Origin of the sequence: Allobosea eneae, from assembly GCF_042657265.1 — a bacterium.
Lineage (GTDB): Bacteria > Pseudomonadota > Alphaproteobacteria > Rhizobiales > Beijerinckiaceae > Allobosea > Allobosea eneae.
Window position 1 is genome coordinate 176293 of sequence record NZ_JBHSLW010000028.1, and the last position, 18852, is coordinate 195144.

Consider the following 18852-nt stretch of genomic DNA (forward strand, 5'->3'; position numbering starts at 1 on the left):
AACGGAAAGCGCGCTGGCGCAAGCGCCCGCACGAATAAAAACCCCGGCGCAAGGCCGGGGTTTCGGGTGAGGTCCTTGCAAGCCCTCTTCGGCCAAGAGAATGGCAAGGTCAAGGCTGAGGGGCGCAAAGCCGGGGAAAGAATTTTCCGGAAGCCTGTCGATTCCGCCACTCCTGCTTCGACGACGGGGCAGAAGGGGCAGCGCAGCGCTGCCCGGTGGATCGCAGGAGAAACAGCATGCGCAAGCTCGTCGTCACCCAGTACATCTCGCTCGACGGCGTGATCGAGGACCCGGTCGGCATGGAGGATTCCGGTCTCGGCGACTGGAGCGGACCGTTCACGCGCGGGCCGGAAGGCGAGCGGCTGAAGCAGGAAGAGCTCGAGGCCGCGGGTTCCCTGCTGCTCGGCCGCCGGACCTATGACGCCTTCGCCGCGGTCTGGCCGCATGTGGTCGACAGCCCTTTCGCCGACCGGATCAACGCGCTGCCGAAACATGTCGCCTCGACGACGCTGACGCGCGCCGAGTGGCAGGGTACCTCGATCCTGGCAGGCGATGCGCTCGCCGCCATCGCGGCGCTGAAGGACGGCACTGGCGGCGACATTCTGGTCTATGGCAGCCTGCGGCTCGTCCATGGCCTGCAGCGCGCCGGGCTGGTCGATGCCTACAACCTCATGGTCTATCCGGTTGCGCTTGGTGCCGGCGGGCGACTCTTCGCCGACGGCGCGCGCAGCACTCTTTCGCTCACCGAGGCGCAGACGCTGGGCGACGGCATCCAGTGGCTACGCTACGAGGTCAAGCATTGACGGGCAGGGCAGCCCTGCGGCGATCGCGGTTGCGGCTGCCGCCAGGGCGGATTAACCCGGCGTCTTCGAGACCGGGACCAAACGCCGATGCTGCCCATCGCCATTTCGACGCTCACCATCTGCGGGATCGAGGAATTGCCGGCGCAGAGCACGCGCAAGGTCAGCCATGTGCTGTCGCTGCTCGATCCCGACCTGCCGGAACTGCAATCCTTCGTGGCCTATGAGGCGCATGAGCGGACGACGCTGCGCTTCCACGACATCATCACGCCGCAGGAAGGCCGGGTGCATCCGACCGACGCCCACGTCGCCGAGATCCTCGATTTCGGCGCGAAGCTGCGCGAGTCGGCCATTCAACGGCAGGAAGGGCACCTGCTGGTGCATTGCCATATGGGTATCTCGCGCTCGACCGCGGCGATGCTGTCGCTGATGGCACAAGTGGAACCGGAGGAGGGCGAAGACGCCCTGTTCGCCCGCTTGCGGACGATTCGGCCCCAGGCCTGGCCGAACTCGGTGATGATCGGCTTCGCCGACGCGCAGCTTAAGCGCGGCGGGAAGCTGACCGCGGCGCTCGGCCGGCACTATGCCCATCAGCTCGAGGCCCAGCCGCGCTATCGCCAGTGGATGGCCGATCTTGGCCGCGGCGCCGAAGTCGCGATGGCGGGCTGAATACTCTTCCAGGCCCCCGCGCCGCCGGAACGCCCCCTCGTCAGTCTCTGGGAGCATGGCGGTTTTGCTATGTTCGCAGAATGAGTTGGCGGCGATCGGACGTATGAGAAAAACAGGATGGCGACGGGCTGTGGCATGAGCCATGCCTGCAAAAGAACGCCGCAGGCTGGGGAACGACATTCATGACGAAGCTTGACGACTGGCTCGGCGCGCACCACGCCGAGTTCACGGCGATCCGGCGTGACATTCACGCCCATCCCGAGCTTGGCCTGGAAGAATATCGCACCGCCAGGCTCGTCGCCGACAAGCTGAGCGAATGGGGCGTCGAGGTCACGGAAGGCGTCGGCCAGACCGGCGTCGTCGGCGTCATCCGCGGCAACCAGCCGGGCCAGCGCGCCATCGGCCTGCGCGCCGACATGGACTGCCTGGCGCTGGAGGAGCTGACCGGGCTGCCGCATGCCTCGACAGTCCCCGGCCGGATGCATGCCTGCGGCCATGACGGCCACACCACCATGCTGCTCGCCGCCGCCCGCTACCTCGCCGAGACCCGGGATTTCGGCGGGACGGTCAACCTGATCTTCCAGCCGGCTGAGGAAGGCCGCGGCGGCGCCAACGCCATGCTCGCCGACGGGCTGTTCGAGCGCTTCCCCTGCGACGCGATCTACGGCCTGCACAATACGCCCGGCCTGCCGGCCTCGCATTTCGGCACGGCGGTCGGCCCGTTCCTGGCGGCGGCCGATTCCTGGCGCGTGACCTTCCGCGGCGTCGGCGGCCATGGCGGCTCGCAGCCGCATCGCTCGACCGACATCACCTATGCGCAGGCGCATTTCGTGCTCGGTCTGCAGGGCATCATCGGGCGCAATGTCGCGCCGCTCGACACGGCGGTGATCAGCGTCGGCTTCATCCATGGCGGCGACGTCAACGCCGCGAACGTCATCCCATCCGAGCTCGTCATCGGCGGCACGGCGCGGACCTATTCGAAGGAGGTGCGCGATCTGGTCGAGCGGCGCATCGCCGAACTCGCGGCTGCGACGGCGCAGGCCTGGGGCTGCGAGGCGGAAGCCCATTACCATCGCGGCACCAGCCCGCTGGTCAACGCGGCCGAGCAGGTCAGGATCGCGGTCGCAGCGGCCTCGACCGCGGTCGGGCCAGAGCATGTCAACGGCCAGATGCTGCGCGGGACCGGCGGCGAGGATTTCGCCGAGATGATGCTCGTCTGCCCCGGCGCCTTCATGCGCATCGGCAATGGCGTCGCGGAGGACGGCTCCTTCGCCGGCCTGCACACGCCGCTCTACGATTTCAACGACGAGATCATCCCGGCCGGCGTGCGCTACTGGGTCGGCCTGGTCGAGCAGGAGCTCGGCCAGGGCTGGCAGGCGATCGCGGCGGAGTAGGTCACCGCCGCGTCTGGTCGAAAATAACTTCGCGGTCGCCCGGATACTTGATCCGGTAGGCGAGACGGATTTCCTTTTGTGCTCCCGGAGCCAGCTCGAAGCTCCAGGCCGAGACGCCGCGCTTGTCGCCGACCTGCTTCTCGGTCGGCGGCGTGCTTTGCGACAAAAGCTCTACGGTGATCGCGCTGTTCTCGGAGAAGGGCACGCGCTCGGTCACGGTCAGCTTGACCGGCTGGGCGTGCAGGCTCTTGATCACCGTCTTGAACTCGCGCTGGTCGGTGCGGGTCGCGCCGAGCCAGCCGGAATCGTTCTCGCGTCGCCGCACCGGCACGCGCGTCACCTTGAGGCGATCGTCGGCGCCAAAGCCGAGCTCGACCTTGTCGCCCGGCGCGACCTGCCCGAGCCGGCCCTTGCCGATATAGGCGCCGTCGCGGTGGAGATAGACCTCGCCGGCGAGCAGAGGCGCTTCGTCCTCATGATTGAAGCTGGCTTCGAGATAGGCCTTCTCCTCGAGCTCGGGCGTGGCGCGGGCCGAGAGTTCCGGCTTGACCTTGCCCTGCGTCAGCACCACCGCCTTGCTGGAGCCGTCCTGCGGGACGGTGATCCGGCCCGGCACCTTGAAGCTCGCCTGATAGGCGACGGCGCTGACGCTGGCGGTCTGCACCTCTGCTGCCTTCGGCTCGGCCGCATCCACCGCCTGGCCTGGCGCGGCGGGCGCCGGTGCGATCGCCAGCGCAGGCGGCCTCGCGGCACGCTCGGAATCCTGCCTCTGCAAGCGCGCCCGTTCTTCATACACCACCGGCGGCTCGTAGAAGGCGATGCGCAGTGGATTGAGCTCCGGCGCTCGCGTGCCTTGCGCCGAGCGCGTGGTCGAGAGCTCGACCGCGACCTCGCTCCAGTCCTCGCCGGTGCGCTGGCGCAGTTCGGCGCGGCGGGTGAAGGCGATCTCGGCTGCGCCATTGCTGTTGCCCGTGGTCAGCCGCGCCTCGTAGAGCGGCAGCCAGCTCGCGCCGGCGACGCGATAGCTGACGGCAATGTCGGCCGCAACCGGCGCCTCGGCCTCGACGGCGATGGCGACGTCGCGCTTGGGCTGGCTGGCGCGCGGCGCCACCGGCCGGGCCCTTTCCAGCGCGGCGATCTCGGCCTCGAGATCGGAGATGCGGTTGCGCAGTCCGAGCAGTTCGCCCTGGACCTTGACCAAGGCGGTGCCGATCGCGTCGAACACGGCTGGCCAGTCGTTGACGGGGAGGGCCTTGCCGTCCGGACCGAGTTTGTCGGGGCCGACCTTGCCGAAATTCTCGATGGTGGCGCGCTTGGCCTCGATCGCGCTGACCTCGCCGGAAAGCCTGGCCTTCTCGCCCTGCAGCGCCCGGATCTTGCCTTCGAGCACCTGGTCGAGGGCGGGGCGGGCTTCGCCCGGAACCTGACGGACGTCGACGGCGCCGATCGAGAAGGCGCCGTCGCCCTGCGCCTCGACCCGGATCGAAGCGGGATCGACGCTGGCGGGCAGGCCGCGCAGCACGATCTGCGAGACGCCTTCGAGCAAGGAGGCCTTGCCGAGCCGGGTCACCACCGCGCCATCGGGATAGACGGTGACGCGGTCGATCTTCGAGGCGAGTTCGATCTCGGCGGCGCCGGCGAGGCTGGGTGCGAAAATCAAGGCTGCGGCCAGTCCGGTCTTCATCATGAGTGTCCCCCGACAAATCAAGCGGCCGCGATTTGTCCGGTGGATTTCGGCGCGGCGAGGGCGGAATTGGGCCGGAACGCGGGACAGCGCCGAGAGAGCCGGCTCCGATCAGCTTGAACCAACCTGATCGGTGAATCCGTCTCTCACATTTGGCTAGAGACCGTTTTTGCCGATCAGCTTGCGGTGCTGATCGGAACGGGCTCTAGGCGCTATCGCCGCCCGGCGACGATGGCTCGCCCTTGCCGGCACCAGCGCCGTTTTCGCTACGTCGGGTATTTGCAGGAGGTATCAAGGTGTCGGCAGCGCAGGTATCATCGGCTCGGCGCCGTCGGAATTCTTCTGCCGCGCCCGATCGTGCAGGTAAGCGACGACCTGCGCCAGCGTGTTGGCGTTGTCGAGCGCTTTGGCCGTCGTATCCACCCCCTCGATATCGTGGACGCCGCAGATGTGGAAGTATTCATGGGTGACGACGTCGCGCTGAAGATCAGCGTCGGCCTCGAACCAGATGGTGCAGAGGTCGATGTCCGGCGGATTGGTGCGGCCGGCGGCCGAGGCCCAGGGCTGTGGGGACGCGGCGCATTTGCCGCCGTCGCGCGCCGCCTTGAGGGATTTCGGCAAAGCCAGGTTCTGCTCGAAAAGGCGGATGGCGCTCGCCAGTGCGCTGCGGAAGGCGGGATCCATCGGGTTCATCGGCACCAGCAGCTTGCGCGAGACCACCGCCATGTCGCGCCGATAGTTCCGGCGCAATTCGTTGAAGGCATCCTCGCTGCCACCCGATTCCTCGAAATACTTGATCTGTCGCTGCAGCAGCCGCAGCCGGTTCACCGCAAAGCGCAGCGAGGTGCGGCTGGCCTCCCAGGCCCTGTCGATCAGGTTTGCATCGGTCGGTCCCGATGGCGGCGTCGGCGAGGGCGCGACGAAGCCGGTCTTCTCGATTCGGTACTTGCCACGATAATAGGGCGCTTCGTACCAGGTGTGATCGTTGCTGTTCGTCAGCGGCCTTTGCCAGCTTTCGCGGGTGGTCGAGCCCTTCCACCAGATGTTGACCAGCTTGGAGGTGGCAGCCCAGTTGCCGACGCCGCTCTCCATACTGCCGAGGTCGCGCCACGTTACGCCGCCGTCGCCGCGGAAGTCGTACTCCCATACCCATCCCTTAACCCTTACGGTCCAGGTTCCGGTCAGCAAATCGAGATCGCCGGCCATCTGCCATCTCCATCCGCAAGCAAGTCGAGGCGGCATGGGCGCTGGCCGCCTGTCCTTGCGAAAGCCAAAGAACGCATCGTCGGAAGACTAGAACATAGACCGCCACGGCGAGATGACGCCAACACGATTCAGCGTGTGGCGCATCTTTCGGCAGATTAGCTATCGACGTCGGCGCGATTGTCGCTAGGGCATGCGGGCAAGGGCGTTGCTCTCACCCCCTCAGCCCCGGCGCCTCCTGGCCGGTGCTGGCGACATATTCGGTGTAGCCGCCGCCATAAAGGTGGACGCCCTCGGGCGTCAGCTCCAGCACCCGGTTGGAGAGCGCCGCCAGGAAATGGCGGTCGTGGCTGACGAAGAGCATGGTGCCCTCGTATTGCGCCAGCGCTGCGATCAGCATCTCCTTGGTGGCGATGTCCAAATGGTTGGTTGGCTCGTCGAGCACCAGGAAGTTCGGCGGATCGTAGAGCATCTTGGCCATGACGAGGCGCGCCTTCTCGCCGCCGGAGAGGAAGCGGCAGCGCTTCTCGACATCGTCGCCCGAGAAGCCAAAGCAGCCGGCGAGCGCGCGCAGCGAGCCTTGCCCGGCCTGCGGGAACGAGCCTTCGAGCGATTCGAAGATGGTTTCGTCGCCGTCGAGCAGCTCCATGGCGTGCTGGGCAAAATAGCCCAGCTTGACGCTGGCGCCGATCGTGACCGAGCCGGCGTCCGGCTGCGAAGCGCCGGCGATCAGCTTCAGCAGCGTCGACTTGCCGGCGCCATTGACGCCCATCACGCACCAGCGCTCCTTGCGCCGGACCTGGAAGTCGAGCCCGTCATAGATAGTCCTGGCGCCATAGCGGACATGCACGTTCTTCAGCATGGCGACGTCGTCGCCCGAGCGCGGCGCCGGCTGGAACTCGAACTGCACGGTCTGGCGGCGCTTGGGCGGCTCGACACGCTCGATCTTGTCGAGCTTCTTGACGCGGCTCTGCACCTGCGCCGCATGCGAGGCGCGCGCCTTGAAGCGCTCGATGAAGGCGACCTCCTTGGCCAGCATCGCCTGCTGACGCTCGAACTGCGCCTGCTGCTGCTTCTCGGCGAGCGCACGCTGCTGCTGGTAGAATTCGTAGTCGCCGGAATAGCTGGTCAGCGTGCCGCCATCGATCTCGACGATCTTGCCGACAATGCGGTTCATGAACTCGCGGTCGTGCGAGGTCATCAGCAAGGCGCCGTCATAGCCCTTGAGGAAGCTCTCCAGCCAGATCAGGCTCTCGATGTCGAGATGGTTGCTCGGCTCGTCGAGCAGCATGACGTCGGGCCGCATCAAGAGGATGCGGGCGAGCGCGACGCGCATCTTCCAGCCGCCGGACAGGGCGCCGACATCGCCCTCCATCATCTCCTGGCTGAAGCCGAGGCCACCCAGAACCTCGCGGGCGCGGCCGTCGAGCGCATAGCCGTCGAGCTCCTCGAAGCGGCCCTGCACCTCGCCGTAGCGGGCAATCAGCTCCTCCATCTCGTCGGCGCGGTCGGGATCGCCCAGCGCCGTCTCGAGCTCTTTCAATTCGGCGGCGATGGCGCTGACCGGACCGGCGCCGTCCATCACCTCGGCGACGGCGCTGCGGCCCTTCATGTCGCCGACGTCCTGGCTGAAATAGCCGATGGTGGTGCCGCGATCGACGCTGACCTGGCCTTCGTCGGGCAGGTCCTCGCCGGTGATCAGCCGGAACAAGGTGGTCTTGCCGGCGCCGTTGGGGCCGACGAGGCCGACCTTTTCGCCCTTCTGCAGCGCCGCCGAGGCCTCGATGAAGATGATCTGCTGGCCGTTCTGCTTGCCGATGCTTTCGAGGCGAATCATGATGTCCGGGACGCTTGCGAGACTGGAGTTGCCGCGCGTTTACAGGGCTGGCGGTGTGGGTGGAAGCCCGTAGAGGCCCGATCAGCCCTTCGCGCTGCGCGCGACCATGGCGGTGATCGTCTCGAACAATTCCCGCTTCGCTTCGTCGGCGCCGATCTCGCCGGTCGCGGCGGCGTGCGATAGCGCTTCCGCGGCGCCGAGCATGGCGCGTAAGGACGCGGTTGGGATCGTCCTGCCTTCGGCGAAGGGCGCGAGCAGGGCCCGGCAGCGCTCCAGGAAGATGAGGTCGCAGTCGCGCTTGACCGCGGCGAGCTCGGGCGAGCCGGCCAGGGCCGCGACGACGCCGGGGATCTCTCGACCCTGGGTCAGGACGCAATCGACATAAGACGAGGCGATCGCCCCGGCCTTGCCCGCTAGGGTGGCTTCGCTGCCGTCGATCGCAGCGTTCATTATCGCATATTCGCGCCCATCGAAGTCGCGATAGAGCGCGATCAGCAGGCCGCTGCGGGTGACGAAGTGGCTGTAGACCACCGGCTTGGTGACACCGGCTCGCTCGGCGAGACGGCCGAGCGTCAGCGCATCCGTTCCTTCCTCGCCGACGATCCGCCAGGCGGTCTCGATCAACTGGCGCTGGCGATCCGCGCGCGTCAGGCGCTGACGGCGCGGTCGTTGGATATCGAGGCTTGACATATCTTATGTACCAAAAGTAACTTACGAAAAGTATATAGCGATCCGCGATGGACCGCAATCACCGTAGGAGACTTCCCATGCACGCCCTCGTCGTCGTCGCCCATCCCGACCCCGCCTCCCTCAGCCATGCCGTGGCGCAGGCGCTGGCCGATGGCGTTTCTGGCGCCGGCCATAGCGTCGAGATCGCCGACCTCGCCAAGGAAGGCTTCGATCCGCGCTTCTCGCTGAACGATCTTGCCGTCCATCGCCGCGAGATCGCTCCGCCCGCCGACATCGCCTTCGAGCAGGCCAGGGTCGACCGGGCCGATGCGCTGGTGCTGGTCTATCCGATCTACTGGTGGTCGATGCCGGCGCTGATGAAGGGCTGGATCGACCGGGTCTTCGCCAATGGCTGGGCCTATGAGGAACTCGAGGACATGAAGACGATCAAGAAGCTGCAGCACCTGCCGGTACACCTCGTCGCGCTCGCCGGCGCCGACATGCGGACCTTCGCCCGCCACGGCTATTACGGCGCGATGAAGACGCAGATCGACCATGGCATCTTCGGCTATTGCGGCGCGCCGGTCGTGACCTCGGAGTTCCTGGTGCCGGTGCCCGAGATGTCCGACCACCTCGACACGGCGCGGGCGCTTGGCGGGACGATTTTCCGGGGGGCGGCGAGTAAGGTAGCTGATGCTGCTTGAGGGCGAAGGCGCGGGGAACCCTTCTCCCATCCGGGACAGGGGTTCCCCGCGCGTATCTCGTTGAGCGATCGACTCAAGCCCGCCCACGCACGCTCGCCTGCGGCTTCACCCGCATCTCCAGGAAGTTGCGCAATTCCGTCACGCGCTTGACCGGATCGAGCACCTCCTCGTCGAGGCCATGGGCCCAGGCGAGGTCGCGACGGGCGGGATCGGCGTCGAGCGCGTCGAGATCGGCGAGCCAGGCATTCATATCGGCCTCGTCCCGGCGGAGGCCGCGCTCGATCAGGATCTTGCTGTGCCGCCGCAGGATGGTGGCGACGAGGCTGAGCGAGAATTCCGGATGGTACTGCACGCCCCAGAAGCTGCCGCCGTCCTGGCGGAACTCGGCCGCCTGGATCGGGCTCATCGCGTTCGAAGCGAGGATGGTGGCATCGTTCGGCGGGGCGACGATGCTGTCGAAATGGATCGCCGGGGCGTCGAAGGCGGCGGGGCGGCCTGCGAGGAGCGGATGGTTCGCGCCGGCTTCGGTCAGGCTGATCCGGCGGGCGAAGCCGATCTCGAGGCCGTTCGGGTTGAGCGTGACCGTGCCGCCGGCTGCGACGGCGCCGATCTGGATGCCCCAGCACGAGCCGAAGCAGGGCGTGCCGCTCTTGTAGATAGCCCGCATCAAGTCGATCTGCCGGGTCACCGCCGGCTCGGGACTGTCGATGTGCAGGGAGGAGCCGGTCAGCGCAATGCCGTCATAGGAGGACAGGCCGGCGCCGTCGGGCAGATTGGCGCCTTCGTCCGCAGGCAGGCAGATGTCGGTCACCAAGGATGGCTCGATCCGGCGCAGTTCCGCCGCGTAGGCCTCGGACGGGGTCGCGCCCCAGTCACGGACATATTCCTCGCGCTGCTCGCGCTTGTAGCCGTCGACGACGAGGACCCGGAGCGGCTTGGGGCTGAACACGTTCATGGCTTCCTCGGCACGTTTGCGTCCGGCGACGGTCTGTGTTGCGCGTCCTCTCATAGGACAAGCGCTGCGTGCAAGGCTATGCAAGCGCTCCGCCGTCATTCGGGACATGCGTTTTGCAGCAGTCTGCCTCCCTGCCACAGCGAGCCTGGGCCAATGCCTATCTGCTGCTGACGCTGACCACGCTGCTGTGGGCCGGCAATGCCGTCGCCAGCCGGCTCGCGGTCGGCGAGATCGCGCCGATGACGCTGACGGCACTGCGCTGGGTGCTGGTCTGCGCCGTCATGCCCTACATGTTCCGGCAGGGCCTGCGCGAGCACTGGCCGGCGCTGAAGGCGAATTGGCTCAAGGTCGTCCTGCTCGGCGCCTTCGGCTTCACCGCTTTCAACACGCTGATGTACATCGCCGCCTATTCGACAACGGCGATCAATATCGGCATTCTGCAGGGCTCGATCCCGGTCTTCGTGCTGCTCGGTGCCTTCTTCGCCTTCCGCACGCCGATCGGCGGGTTGCAGGCGCTCGGCGTCGCCGTGACGATCGTCGGCGTCCTGGTCACGGCCAGCCGCGGCGACTGGCACGTCCTCTCGCAACTCAGCTTCGTGCCGGGCGATCTCTGGATGATGATCGCCTGCATTTTCTACGCGGGGTACACGGTCGGCATCCGCACGCGCCCCGCGATGCCCGGGCTGATCTTCTTCACGGCGATGGCGATCGTCGCCTGCCTGGTCTCATTGCCGCTGCTCGGCGTCGAGATCGCCAGCGGCAAGGCCTTCTGGCCGACACTCAAGGGCTGGCTGATCCTGATCTATGTGGTGATCGGCCCCTCGATCCTGTCGCAGCTTTTCTTCATGCGGGCGATCGAGCTGATCGGCCCCGGCCGCGCCGGCGTCTTCGTCAATCTGGTGCCGGTGTTCGCGCCGGTGCTCGCCGTCGCAATCCTTGGCGAGCAGATCGCGCTCTATCATGGCCTCGCGCTCGCTCTGGTGCTGGGCGGCATCTGGATCGCCGAGCGGAAGATTTGAGGTTCCCGCCCAGGGCACCCGCTACTTGGCTGCCGCCACTTTGGCGCGACGAGCTTTGGGCACCTTGACCGGTGCGTTCTTCGCCGCTTGGGCGGCGGCTTCAGCGTCCGCCGCCTCCTTGGCGAGCCGTAACGCGCGCAACCTCGCGGTCTTCTCGGCGACGGCACGCCTCTCGGCCTGCACCGCCTCCATGGCGTTCTCGGCATCCTGCCGTCGCTGCTCGGTCTTGGCGAAGTTCCGTTCCGCGCGCAGCTTGGCCTGCTCGGCGGTCAGTCCTTTTGTTGCCATGGCAGCGGCTCCTCTGATCAGTATCAGGACGCGACGGCTGCCGGACGCGGCGGCCGGGCCGGACGCGGCTTCGGCTTGGGCGCGGCGATCAGGCCCTCGCGCTGCGCCTGCTTGCGGGCGAGCTTGCGGGCACGGCGGATGGCGTCTGCCTTCTCGCGGACGCGCCTCTCCGAAGGCTTCTCATAAGCAGAACGCCGCTTCATCTCGCGAAACACGCCTTCACGCTGCAATTTCTTCTTCAGGACGCGGATGGCTTGCTCGACATTGTTGTCGCGGACGAGAACCTGCATTCGGACTTCCTTCTGGTCTAACCAGCTCTTAGAAATAAAAAGGGCCGGGCTGATCCCGACCCTTCCTCAGCTATCCTGCCTGGAGTGGGCCTGGCGCCGGTACATCCGCGGTCGCCTGTCCCTGATCTCTCACGCTGGACAGCGTATCAGCTCATTCGGCGCGCAGATTGTCGGCCGACATCTTGCCAGAACGCTTGTCCTGGACGAGCTCGTACGAGATCTTCTGGCCGTCGCGCAGATCGCGCAGACCGGCGCGCTCGACAGCGCTGATGTGGACGAACACGTCCTGGCCGCCATCATCCGGCTGGATGAAGCCAAAACCCTTGGTGCCGTTGAACCATTTCACGGTGCCGTTGGCCATGCCATGCCCCTTTGTCGCAAGTGATCGTTCACGCATGGCGACCGCCATGCGTGTTTCGATGAGGAGAATGTCGTCAGCAAAGCGCACAAAGGCGCGGGCCAATTCGTTCGGCCTAGATCGAGCTAACACAAATGGGGGCTTGTCCCCGATTTGTCAACGCAACTTTGCCGTGCACTGCTGGCGGCTGCGGCAAAAGCTGCCGCGCAAGGGCAATCTAGCGCAGGCTCTCCACCGCCAAGCGCGCCACCGCGGCATGGGCGGCTTCGCGCTCCTTTTCGCCGACCTGCGCGCCGGCGAGATAGACCGCGATGGCAAAGCGGCGGCCGTCCGGCAAGGTGACGATGCCGATGTCGTTGGTGGCGTGGTTGAGCCCGTCGGCGCTCGGACCAAGGCCGGTCTTGTGGGCGAAGCGCGCCCCGGCCGGCAGCCCGGCCTTGATCCGGTTCGGGCCGGTCTTTGCTTCCAGCATCATCTTGTCGAGCAGCGCGGCGTTCGCGGGCTCGCGCAGCCAGGTGCCCTTGGCGAGGCCTTCGAGGAAGGCGATCGAGGCCTCGGGCGAGGCGGCGTCGCGCTTGTCGGTCAATGTCGCCGCGAGGCGCTTCTTGCGCTCGGCAGCAGGGATCGCCTTGATCGCGGCGTAGAACTTGGCGGTGTCGATCTGCCGGTCCCAAGCGTAGCCGGGCAGGCCGAGAATCTCGGGCTGAAAGACGCGCTCATAGCGGTCGATCGAGATGCCGGTGACGCCGCCATCCTTCAGGATCGCCGTCAGCGCCTGTGGGCCGCCTATCAGCCGCAGCAAGAGGTCGGCGGCGGTGTTGTCGCTCTCGGCCGTCGAGCGGGCCAGAAGCTCGCGCAGCGGATACTCGTTGCGCTCGCCCTTGAAGGCCTTGGCGAGCGGGCTGTGATAGAGCGAGAGATCGTTGCGGGTGACGGTGATCTTCTGGTCGAGCTTCAGCTTGCCCGCCTCGACCGCCTGCAGCACGCCGATCGCGAGCGGCAGCTTGAACACGCTCTGCAGCGGGAATGGCTCGCCCCCGCGATAGGACCAGCTCTTGCGATCCTTGAGGTCGATCAGGCCGACGCCGAGGCGGCCCTTCGTGCTCTGCTCGATGGTCTTGATGCCGCTGTCGAGCTTGGCCTTGTCCCAGTCGGCGAAGGCGGGGGAGGCGGCGAGGACGGCGAGGGCAGTGGTGCAGGCGTAAGCGAAGGCGCGGCGGGTCGGCATGAAAAATCCCCTGTGGTGGCGCCACAGGGGAGGGTGATTGCGGCGCGGGTAGGGCTGCCTCGTGCCGTCATTGCGAGGAGCAAAGCGACGAAGCAATCCAGGGGTGCGTAGAGCTCTGCCGCCTGGATTGCTTCGCTGTGCTCGCAATGACGAAAGGCTTCAGAACTTCAGCCTTCTCGCCCGCTTGACCATCGGGATCTCGTGGATCTTGGCGAGCAATTCGTCCGAGACCGGCTCGTCGACGGCGACATAGCAGATCGCGTCGCCGCCCGGCTTGTCGCGGCCGAGATTGAAGGTCGCGACGTTGACGCCGGCGGCGCCGAGCAGCGAACCGAACTGGCCGATGAAGCCCGGCTTGTCGGCATTGCGGACATAGAGCATGTGCGGCGCGAACTCGGCGTCGACCTGGATGTCGCGGATCTCGATGATGCGCGGCTTGCCGTCATGGAAGACCGTGCCCGAGGCATGGCGCGGCATGTCCTCGGCCTCGACCACGATGCGGATGACGCTTTCGAGATTGCCGGCGACCTCGCGGGTCAATTCCTCGACGACGATGCCCTTCTCCTTTGCGACCATGGCCGAGTTGACCATGTTGATCTCGGGCAGGAAGGGGCGCAGCACGCCGGTGATCGCTGCGGCCGAGATCGCCTTCAGGTTCAGGCTCGCGACCGCGCCCTCGTACTCGATGCGGATGCCCTTGACCGGCGCCTCGGTGAGCTGGCCGAGGAAGGAGCCGAGCTTCTCGGCGAGATCGACGAAGGGCTTGATCCGCGGCGCCTCTTCCGCCGAGATCGACGGGAAGTTCACCGCATTGGTGATCGCGCCCTTCAAGAGGTAGTCGCTCATCTGCTCGGCGACCTGCAGCGCGACGTTCTCCTGCGCCTCATTGGTCGAGGCGCCCAGATGCGGGGTGCAGACGACGTTGTCGAGGCCGAAGAGCGGGTTCTGCTCGGCCGGCTCCTGGGAGAAGACGTCGAAGGCGGCGCCGGCGACATGGCCGGACTTGATCAGCTCCGCCAGCGCGGCCTCGTCGACCAGCCCGCCGCGGGCGCAGTTGATGATGCGCACGCCCTTCTTGGTCTTGGCGAGGTTCTCGGCCGAGAGGATGTTCTTCGTCTTCTCGGTCATCGGCACATGCAAGGTGATGAAGTCGGCGCGCTTCAGCAGGTCTTCCAGCTCGACCTTCTCGACGCCCAGCTGCACCGCCCGCTCCGGCGAGAGATAGGGGTCGAAGGCGATGACGCGCATCCGAAGGCCGATGCCGCGCTCGGCGACGATCGAGCCGATATTGCCGCAGCCGATCAGGCCGAGCGTCTTGGCCGTGATCTCGACGCCCATGAAGCGGTTCTTCTCCCACTTCCCGGCCTGGGTCGACGCATCCGCCGACGGGATCTGCCGGGCGAGCGCGAACATCATCGCGATGGCGTGCTCGGCGGTGGTGATCGAGTTGCCGAAGGGCGTGTTCATCACGATCACGCCGCGGCTGGTCGCGGCGGGGATCTCGACATTGTCGACGCCGATGCCGGCGCGGCCGATCACCTTGAGGTTCTTGGCCTGCTCCAGCAGCTTGGCGGTCGCCTTGGTCGCCGAGCGGATGGCGAGGCCGTCATAGTCGCCGATGATCGCGGCGAGCTTGTCCTTGTCCTTGCCGAGGTTCGGATCGAAGGTCACGTCGATGCCGCGATCCTTGAAGATCTGGACGGCGGCGGGGGATAGGGCGTCGGAAATCAGGACTTTGGGTGCGGGCATGGGGATGGCTCCGGCTGCGCGCCGCGGGGCGGATCGCGCGCGTGAAAAGGGGGCGGGTGGCTACGTCGTCATTGCGAGCGAAGCGAAGCAATCCAGGGGCGGAAGAGCGCTACGTCTTCCTGGATTGCTTCGTCGCTCCGCTCCTCGCAATGACGGTTGAAGGCCAAGCAAAAGCTCCGAAGACGCGGGCGAAAGCCCGCGCCCCGGAATGACAGGGCAAAGCGCCTTAGGCCGCCTTCTTGCCGAGCGAGGCCTTCGCCTCGTTGAAGGCATACGCGATCCACGGCAGCAGCGCCTTGAGGTCGCGGCTCTGCACGGTCGCGCCGCACCAGATGCGCAGGCCGGGAGGGGCGTCGCGGTAATGGCCAAGATCGTAGCCGGCGCCGGCCTTCTCGATGATCGAGACGACCTGCTTGGCGAAGGCCGCCTGCGCATCGGCCGGCAGCGCCGTCACCGCCGGGTCGGTGAACTTCAGGCACACCGAGGTGTTCGAGCGCGTCTTCGGCTTGACCGCGAGGAAGTCGATCCAGTCGTTCTCGCGCACGAACTTGGCGATGACGCGGGCATTGCCGTCGGCGCGCTTCACGAGGCCGTCGAGCCCGCCGACCTTCTTCGCCCAGGCGAGCGCATCGAGATAATCCTCGACCGCGAGCATGGACGGCGTGTTGATCGTCTCGCCGGCAAAAATGCCCTCGGAGAGCTTGCCGCCCGAGGTCATGCGGAAGATCTTCGGCAGCGGCCAGGCCGGCTTGTAGGTGAGCAGCCGCTCGACCGCGCGGGGCGAGAGCACGATCATGCCATGCGCGGCCTCGCCGCCGAGCACCTTCTGCCAGGAGAAGGTGACGACATCGAGCTTGGGCCAATCGAGGCGCTGGGCGAAGGCGGCCGAGGTGGCGTCGCAGATCGTCAGGCCTTCGCGGTCATCGGCGATCCAGCTGGCATCGGCGACGCGCACGCCCGAAGTGGTGCCGTTCCAGGTGAAGACGACGTCGCGATTCCTGGTGTCGACCTTCCTGAGGTTCGGCAGTTCGCCATAGGGGGCGGTGAAGGTGCGGACATCCGCCAGCTTGAGCTGCTTGGCGACATCGGTGACCCAGCCCTCGCCGAAGCTTTCCCAGGCGACCATGTCGACGCCGCGGGCGCCCAACAAACTCCACATCGCCATCTCGACGGCGCCGGTGTCGGAGGCCGGCACGATGCCGATGCGATAATCGGCCGGGACCTGCAGCACCTCGCGGGTCAGGTCGATCGCGAGCTTGAGCTTGTCCTTGCCGATCTTGGCGCGATGCGAGCGGCCGAGCGCCGCGTCACTGAGGGCTTTGAGGGTCCAGCCGGGGCGCTTGGCGCAGGGGCCGGACGAGAAATGCGGCACGCGCGGGCGCGCTGCCGGAATCGTATTCGCCATCGATGTCTCCATCCTTGCAGATGGGCGCGCCGCGTTGGGGCGGCGTGTCCCGTCGATGGGCGTAGGATGGGAGGGGGAGGGGAGTCAAGCGGGGTGTGTCTTGTGAAACGAACAATCACATGGCAATGGCGTAGGGAGGCGGGACGATCCTGGACGACGCGGGATGTCGTGGGACGTGACCTTTGAAATCAAGACCTTAGGAGCGGCATAGGTGGCGGCCGGTGAGGCATTCATTGCCATTTGATTGTTCGTCGATTTCAGGGCCGGAAATCCAGAAAGCCAGAAAGCCAGAAATCTGGCCTGCCGCTAAGTGCTTGAAAACTCGTCTTGGTGCCTGCCAGAACTCGGAACAAAAGACGCTCTTAACACAAGCCGCTTCCGAGTTCCAAAAAATCGAGCAAATCCAATGGCCTATAACCAAAGAACGGGCATCATGCCCATTCTCTAACTCGGAAGCGGAATCAGTAGTTCAGCTTCCGCTCGTGCCCGGCCCGCACAGCGGGCCGCCGGGGAACTTCACCGGCTCGGGAATGCACACATCCTCCGGCGCCGGGCGTCCGCCGCACTTCTTGCAAACCAGGCGCTTGTGCAGCTCGTCGAGGCGATCGCCGTTGAGAACGCCGCGCATCAACCGCCAAGGGATATGATGGGTGACCCTGCAGGTCGCGCATCTGACCTCGAGCCGCTCGTGCCCGTCGGCCATTGCATCGTGCACTGTCACATAATCAGCCATCGCTTGACGAGCAGCCCGACAAGAACCCCTGAAAGACCGGCGATCACGAGCCAGAGCAAAAAGCGGACGCTTCTCTGACGCGCCTCTGCATTCCAATCCTGCTCTTCGGGTTCGCGCATCGCTCGACCGTTATCCATGGATTCCACAGCTGACAGAAACTGTCAAAAATGTTCTTGTTCTGTTCTCATATGCGCGCTTTGATTGAGCCAGCCTGGGCGGCTGAGACCTGGGCGATCAGGAGAGTGCTCATGCGTAACAGAAAGAAGCAGGAGACCGTCGAGAATCTGACGTACTACGTCGTCCAAACCTACCGGGTCGCGGGGCGCAACGGCATTTCCGCCGACGATCCGATGCCCGCCAGCGATCGCGGCCACGCCATGCGCCTGGTCGAGCGCTACAAGCCGTTGAGGGCCGGCGTGGTCGCCTTCTATCGCACCGGCAGCCCGGCCACCGGCGACTGGGAGGATGCCGTCATCATCGCCAGGCACGGCAAATTGCCGGCCGAGGTCGATGGGCTGCGTGACGAGGATGACGCCGATTTCGAGCGTCTCGATCTGGATGAGCGCGATTTGAAAGTGGCTTGAAGCTTGGCGGCGGCCGAGAGGCCGCCGTTTTCTCACTTCTCGCTGATGAGCGCGTTCAGCGCGGCGTTGCCAAGCCGGCGCGAACCGTGCCCTCAGGCCCGTACATCTCAGTCAGTTGTGAGCACGCGCTCTTACGTCTCTCGCGCTCGGATTTGCCGGCGTTGGCAGCGACGCCATCCATAATCTTTACAGTCTCGATCTGCTTAACCACTCTCGCCTTAAAAGCGGTGTCAGTGGTCATGTCGGTCTCTTGCAGCCCCTCGGCTTTCATAGTCCGCAGAATTGCTGCGCTCGGCATTTTTGCTGTCCCACAACGCTCGACCAAACCCATTACGGCGCCGATCTGGCCGGCGAGCTTGATTTGAGCGTCTGTATAGCTGCCTTGCGCATTCGCCGGCAGCGCGGCGGCCCAGCACATACAGAAAACCAGCCCGTAGAAGGCTCGCATCGCAGCATTCTCGCGAATGAATGGCACCAATTTCATAGCTTCCCTCCAGCCCAGACGATTTTTCCCGCGATCCGCAGCGCTTCCGCATCCGGTCCCGCCAGCGTTTCCGATTCATAGCGCTCATTGTCGCTGATCAGCACGATCTTGCCTTCCCACCCGCGTCCAATCCGCTTGATGCGGACATCCCTGCCGTCGATCAGCGCGTAGATGCCCTCCACACGTGGCGTCTGAAACCGGATGTCCAGCAGGCAAATCGAACGGTCGCGGATCGTCGGCTCCATGCTGTCGCCGCCCAGCTCGAGGAGGCGTGCCGAAAGCTCGGGCACCCCCAGCTCGTCGAGCCAGCGCTTTGGGAACGGCAGATGGTCTATCGTGTCAGGAAAAGGGTTCTCAATGCCCGGACCGGCGCTAGCAACGACGTCGAGCAGTGGGATGAAGACCACATCGCCGTCGACATCATGATCTGCCGAGGCCAGCGCCATCGGAATTGATGGATTCACCTCCCCAAAAATGAGGAAATCGCTCGTAACTCCGCAACCGCGCGCGATCTGCCCAAGTCGAGTTGCGGGCACGTCCGATTCTCCGCGGCAGTAGCGGTCGAGCGAAGGTAGCGGGATCCCGACCACCGGCACCGCAGCCTCCCGAGTTTTGAACCGCCGCTTGATCGCGTCGTCAATTCTGGCCGCCATTTCCGCGCGGTCATCCATCGCTTTCGATGCCTTTTTCCGCGTCATCGTCGAAATTGAGTTGACATCGCCTCTCATATCCGATGATAACATCACAAGTGCCGTCTACATGTGTGGTTAACACACCAAATCCGGCCTTGCGAGACAGG

21 protein-coding genes are annotated in these 18852 nt (G+C 65.7%); 6 read left to right on the forward strand and 15 right to left on the reverse strand.

Features of this window, described 5'->3' with window-relative positions; all coding sequences use genetic code 11:
* Window positions 1-236: 236 nt before the first annotated feature.
* The 3 genes from ACFPOB_RS17780 to ACFPOB_RS17790 all read left to right on the forward strand — a co-directional run bounded on the left by ACFPOB_RS17780 (window position 237) and on the right by ACFPOB_RS17790 (window position 2863).
* Complete coding sequence (locus ACFPOB_RS17780) at window positions 237-803, forward strand: dihydrofolate reductase family protein (RefSeq protein WP_377799740.1); 567 nt, start codon at window positions 237-239, stop codon at window positions 801-803.
* 87 nt (window positions 804-890) lie between these two features.
* On the forward strand, window positions 891-1469 hold the full coding sequence (locus tag ACFPOB_RS17785; RefSeq protein ID WP_377799741.1) for a tyrosine phosphatase family protein: 579 nt from the start codon (window positions 891-893) through the stop codon (window positions 1467-1469).
* A 182-nt stretch (window positions 1470-1651) separates the two neighbouring features.
* Complete coding sequence (locus ACFPOB_RS17790) at window positions 1652-2863, forward strand: amidohydrolase (protein WP_377799742.1); 1212 nt, start codon at window positions 1652-1654, stop codon at window positions 2861-2863.
* A gap of 1 nt (window position 2864) precedes the next feature.
* Here ACFPOB_RS17790 and ACFPOB_RS17795 read toward each other — a convergent pair whose 3' ends face one another.
* From ACFPOB_RS17795 to ACFPOB_RS17810, 4 genes are all read right to left on the reverse strand, one after another.
* Window positions 2865-4547 carry a mucoidy inhibitor MuiA family protein gene (locus ACFPOB_RS17795; protein WP_377799743.1) on the reverse strand — a complete coding sequence of 561 codons (1683 nt, stop codon included), beginning with the start codon at window positions 4545-4547 and terminating at the stop codon, window positions 2865-2867.
* 291 nt (window positions 4548-4838) lie between these two features.
* A complete protein-coding gene (locus ACFPOB_RS17800; RefSeq protein ID WP_377799744.1) occupies window positions 4839-5753 on the reverse strand; it encodes a hypothetical protein in 915 nt (304 codons plus the stop codon).
* A gap of 211 nt (window positions 5754-5964) precedes the next feature.
* Window positions 5965-7587: an ABC-F family ATP-binding cassette domain-containing protein gene (locus ACFPOB_RS17805; RefSeq protein WP_377799745.1), complete on the reverse strand. Its 1623-nt coding sequence runs from the start codon at window positions 7585-7587 to the stop codon at window positions 5965-5967.
* Between the two features lie 81 nt (window positions 7588-7668).
* Complete coding sequence (locus tag ACFPOB_RS17810; RefSeq protein ID WP_377799746.1) at window positions 7669-8277, reverse strand: TetR/AcrR family transcriptional regulator; 609 nt, start codon at window positions 8275-8277, stop codon at window positions 7669-7671.
* Window positions 8278-8354: 77 nt separating this feature from the next.
* On the opposite strand from ACFPOB_RS17810, the gene ACFPOB_RS17815 reads away from it, so the two are divergent.
* Window positions 8355-8960 carry an NAD(P)H-dependent oxidoreductase gene (locus ACFPOB_RS17815; RefSeq protein WP_377799747.1) on the forward strand — a complete coding sequence of 202 codons (606 nt, stop codon included), beginning with the start codon at window positions 8355-8357 and terminating at the stop codon, window positions 8958-8960.
* A 73-nt stretch (window positions 8961-9033) separates the two neighbouring features.
* Here ACFPOB_RS17815 and ACFPOB_RS17820 read toward each other — a convergent pair whose 3' ends face one another.
* Complete coding sequence (locus tag ACFPOB_RS17820; protein ID WP_377799748.1) at window positions 9034-9915, reverse strand: type 1 glutamine amidotransferase; 882 nt, start codon at window positions 9913-9915, stop codon at window positions 9034-9036.
* Window positions 9916-10028: 113 nt separating this feature from the next.
* On the opposite strand from ACFPOB_RS17820, the gene ACFPOB_RS17825 reads away from it, so the two are divergent.
* Window positions 10029-10934, forward strand: coding sequence for a DMT family transporter (locus tag ACFPOB_RS17825; RefSeq protein WP_377799749.1), 906 nt, complete (start codon window positions 10029-10031; stop codon window positions 10932-10934).
* Between the two features lie 21 nt (window positions 10935-10955).
* Here the strand turns inward: ACFPOB_RS17825 and ACFPOB_RS17830 are convergent, their stop codons facing one another.
* The 8 genes from ACFPOB_RS17830 to ACFPOB_RS17865 all read right to left on the reverse strand — a co-directional run bounded on the left by ACFPOB_RS17830 (window position 10956) and on the right by ACFPOB_RS17865 (window position 17104).
* Window positions 10956-11222 (reverse strand): hypothetical protein, encoded by a 267-nt coding sequence (locus ACFPOB_RS17830; RefSeq protein ID WP_092162659.1) that lies wholly within the window; start codon window positions 11220-11222, stop codon window positions 10956-10958.
* 23 nt (window positions 11223-11245) lie between these two features.
* On the reverse strand, window positions 11246-11512 hold the full coding sequence (rpsU, locus tag ACFPOB_RS17835; protein ID WP_377799750.1) for a 30S ribosomal protein S21: 267 nt from the start codon (window positions 11510-11512) through the stop codon (window positions 11246-11248).
* A gap of 151 nt (window positions 11513-11663) precedes the next feature.
* Window positions 11664-11873, reverse strand: coding sequence for a cold-shock protein (locus tag ACFPOB_RS17840; RefSeq protein WP_091836184.1), 210 nt, complete (start codon window positions 11871-11873; stop codon window positions 11664-11666).
* 214 nt (window positions 11874-12087) lie between these two features.
* Window positions 12088-13098 carry a class A beta-lactamase gene (gene bla, locus ACFPOB_RS17845; RefSeq protein WP_377799751.1) on the reverse strand — a complete coding sequence of 337 codons (1011 nt, stop codon included), beginning with the start codon at window positions 13096-13098 and terminating at the stop codon, window positions 12088-12090.
* A 159-nt stretch (window positions 13099-13257) separates the two neighbouring features.
* Window positions 13258-14847 carry a phosphoglycerate dehydrogenase gene (serA, locus tag ACFPOB_RS17850; RefSeq protein WP_377799752.1) on the reverse strand — a complete coding sequence of 530 codons (1590 nt, stop codon included), beginning with the start codon at window positions 14845-14847 and terminating at the stop codon, window positions 13258-13260.
* Window positions 14848-15073: 226 nt separating this feature from the next.
* Window positions 15074-16252, reverse strand: coding sequence for a phosphoserine transaminase (locus tag ACFPOB_RS17855; RefSeq protein ID WP_377799753.1), 1179 nt, complete (start codon window positions 16250-16252; stop codon window positions 15074-15076).
* A gap of 469 nt (window positions 16253-16721) precedes the next feature.
* Window positions 16722-16985 (reverse strand): hypothetical protein, encoded by a 264-nt coding sequence (locus ACFPOB_RS17860; RefSeq protein ID WP_377799754.1) that lies wholly within the window; start codon window positions 16983-16985, stop codon window positions 16722-16724.
* Complete coding sequence (locus tag ACFPOB_RS17865) at window positions 16970-17104, reverse strand: hypothetical protein (RefSeq protein WP_377799755.1); 135 nt, start codon at window positions 17102-17104, stop codon at window positions 16970-16972. Before ACFPOB_RS17865 ends, ACFPOB_RS17860 begins: the two co-directional genes overlap by 16 nt.
* Before the next feature lie 129 nt (window positions 17105-17233).
* On the opposite strand from ACFPOB_RS17865, the gene ACFPOB_RS17870 reads away from it, so the two are divergent.
* On the forward strand, window positions 17234-17569 hold the full coding sequence (locus ACFPOB_RS17870) for a hypothetical protein (RefSeq protein ID WP_377799756.1): 336 nt from the start codon (window positions 17234-17236) through the stop codon (window positions 17567-17569).
* Between the two features lie 55 nt (window positions 17570-17624).
* Here the strand turns inward: ACFPOB_RS17870 and ACFPOB_RS17875 are convergent, their stop codons facing one another.
* Window positions 17625-18053, reverse strand: a complete 429-nt coding sequence (locus ACFPOB_RS17875) for a hypothetical protein (RefSeq protein WP_377799757.1) — start codon at window positions 18051-18053, stop codon at window positions 17625-17627.
* On the reverse strand, window positions 18050-18751 hold the full coding sequence (locus ACFPOB_RS17880; RefSeq protein WP_377799758.1) for a S24 family peptidase: 702 nt from the start codon (window positions 18749-18751) through the stop codon (window positions 18050-18052). The genes ACFPOB_RS17875 and ACFPOB_RS17880 overlap by 4 nt, the downstream gene beginning before the upstream one ends.
* Window positions 18752-18852: the final 101 nt, after the last annotated feature.